We start from the raw sequence: 1644 nt of genomic DNA, 5'->3' as shown, positions 1-1644 counted from the left end.
GTAACGCCGATAGTAGTTAGGGGATCGCCCCTTGCGAGGGTAGGAAGTTGCCACGCTATCATTATGGAGGATTAGCTCAGTTGGGAGAGCGTCTGCCTTACAAGCAGAGGGTCACAGGTTCGAGCCCTGTATCCTCCATCATGAGTCGTTAGCTCAGTCGGTAGAGCATCTGACTTTTAATCAGAGGGTCGACAGTTCGAGCCTGTCACGACTCATTAAAACAAAAAAAGCACTTGACAATTATTTATAATTGTTATAAAATGATTAAGTCACTTGTTTTTAGCGCCGACTTAGCTCAGCTGGCAGAGCATCTGATTTGTAATCAGAGGGTCGGAGGTTCGAATCCTCTAGTCGGCACCATTAATGCGGAAGTAGTTCAGTGGTAGAACACCACCTTGCCATGGTGGGGGTCGCGGGTTCGAATCCCGTCTTCCGCTTGATCAATAATTTAATATTAGCTGATCATGCCGGGGTGGCGGAACTGGCAGACGCACAGGACTTAAAATCCTGCGGTGAGTGATCACCGTACCGGTTCGATTCCGGTCCTCGGCATTAAATATTAATAATACGCACCCATAGCGCAACTGGATAGAGTGTCTGACTACGAATCAGAAGGTTGCAGGTTCGACTCCTGCTGGGTGCATATATCGGGAAATAGCTCAGCTTGGTAGAGCACCTGGTTTGGGACCAGGGGGTCGCAGGTTCGAATCCTGTTTTCCCGATTGAACGAAAGTTCTTAAAATCAACATCGCGGTGTAGCTCAGCTGGCTAGAGCGTCCGGTTCATACCCGGGAGGTCGGGGGTTCGATCCCCTCCGCCGCGATTTACGTACTAGTGCCTCGGACCTTTAGCTCAGTTGGTTAGAGCAGACGGCTCATAACCGTCCGGTCGTAGGTTCGAGTCCTACAAGGTCCATTTGATCTATTTATTAGATGGATCATAGTATGTAACTAAATATTATGGAGGATTACCCAAGTCTGGCTGAAGGGAACGGTCTTGAAAACCGTCAGGTGGGTCAAACCACGCAAGAGTTCGAATCTCTTATCCTCCTTTTTATTATCGCGGGATGGAGCAGTCTGGTAGCTCGTCGGGCTCATAACCCGAAGGTCGTAGGTTCAAATCCTGCTCCCGCAATATGGTCCTATGGTGTAGGGGTTATCACGCCTGCCTGTCACGCAGGAGATCACCGGTTCAAATCCGGTTAGGACCGTAAATATGGCTCGGTAGCTCAGTCGGTAGAGCAAAGGATTGAAGCTCCTTGTGTCGGCGGTTCGATTCCGTCCCGCGCCATTAACAACGTTATATGCGGGTGTAGTTTAGTGGTAAAACCACAGCCTTCCAAGCTGTTGTCGCGAGTTCGATTCTCGTCACCCGCTTAAGTGTTAAATGGGCCTATAGCTCAGCTGGTTAGAGCGCACGCCTGATAAGCGTGAGGTCGGTGGTTCGAGTCCACTTAGGCCCATCTGGAGAAGTACTCAAGTGGCTGAAGAGGCGCCCCTGCTAAGGGTGTAGGTCGGTAACACGGCGCGAGGGTTCAAATCCCTCCTTCTCCGTTAATATGGCCCGTTGGTCAAGTGGTTAAGACACCGCCCTTTCACGGCGGTAACATGGGTTCGAATCCCGTACGGGTCATCAAAATATATA

The 1644-nt window shown here is 50.3% G+C and carries 17 tRNA genes; all 17 read left to right on the top strand.

The features are described 5' to 3' along the window. Window positions 1-65 precede the first annotated feature (65 nt). The 17 genes from FC30_RS07115 to FC30_RS07035 all read left to right on the top strand — a co-directional run bounded on the left by FC30_RS07115 (window position 66) and on the right by FC30_RS07035 (window position 1632). Window positions 66-138 (top strand) — tRNA-Val (locus FC30_RS07115). Between the two features lie 4 nt (window positions 139-142). Next, a tRNA-Lys gene (locus FC30_RS07110) sits at window positions 143-215 on the top strand. 69 nt (window positions 216-284) lie between these two features. Continuing rightward, a tRNA-Thr gene (locus tag FC30_RS07105) sits at window positions 285-360 on the top strand. A gap of 5 nt (window positions 361-365) precedes the next feature. Then, a tRNA-Gly gene (locus tag FC30_RS07100) sits at window positions 366-437 on the top strand. Between the two features lie 29 nt (window positions 438-466). Then, a tRNA-Leu gene (locus FC30_RS07095) sits at window positions 467-552 on the top strand. A 17-nt stretch (window positions 553-569) separates the two neighbouring features. Next, window positions 570-643 (top strand) — tRNA-Arg (locus tag FC30_RS07090). A gap of 5 nt (window positions 644-648) precedes the next feature. Further along, window positions 649-722: transfer RNA gene (locus FC30_RS07085), tRNA-Pro, on the top strand. A gap of 27 nt (window positions 723-749) precedes the next feature. Then, window positions 750-823: transfer RNA gene (locus tag FC30_RS07080), tRNA-Met, on the top strand. An 18-nt stretch (window positions 824-841) separates the two neighbouring features. Then, window positions 842-915 (top strand) — tRNA-Ile (locus tag FC30_RS07075). 46 nt (window positions 916-961) lie between these two features. Next, window positions 962-1051: transfer RNA gene (locus FC30_RS07070), tRNA-Ser, on the top strand. A 9-nt stretch (window positions 1052-1060) separates the two neighbouring features. Further along, a tRNA-Met gene (locus FC30_RS07065) sits at window positions 1061-1134 on the top strand. 3 nt (window positions 1135-1137) lie between these two features. Further along, window positions 1138-1210 (top strand) — tRNA-Asp (locus FC30_RS07060). Window positions 1211-1217: 7 nt separating this feature from the next. Next, window positions 1218-1290: transfer RNA gene (locus FC30_RS07055), tRNA-Phe, on the top strand. 15 nt (window positions 1291-1305) lie between these two features. After that, window positions 1306-1376 (top strand) — tRNA-Gly (locus FC30_RS07050). A gap of 12 nt (window positions 1377-1388) precedes the next feature. After that, window positions 1389-1462 (top strand) — tRNA-Ile (locus FC30_RS07045). A 3-nt stretch (window positions 1463-1465) separates the two neighbouring features. Continuing rightward, window positions 1466-1553: transfer RNA gene (locus tag FC30_RS07040), tRNA-Ser, on the top strand. Between the two features lie 7 nt (window positions 1554-1560). Next, a tRNA-Glu gene (locus FC30_RS07035) sits at window positions 1561-1632 on the top strand. The last annotated feature ends 12 nt before the right edge of the window (window positions 1633-1644 follow it).

This window comes from Ligilactobacillus animalis KCTC 3501 = DSM 20602, from assembly GCF_001434535.1.
Classification (GTDB): domain Bacteria; phylum Bacillota; class Bacilli; order Lactobacillales; family Lactobacillaceae; genus Ligilactobacillus; species Ligilactobacillus animalis.
Note: the sequence above shows the minus strand (reverse complement) of the source record. Positions and strands in the feature narration are given on the sequence as shown.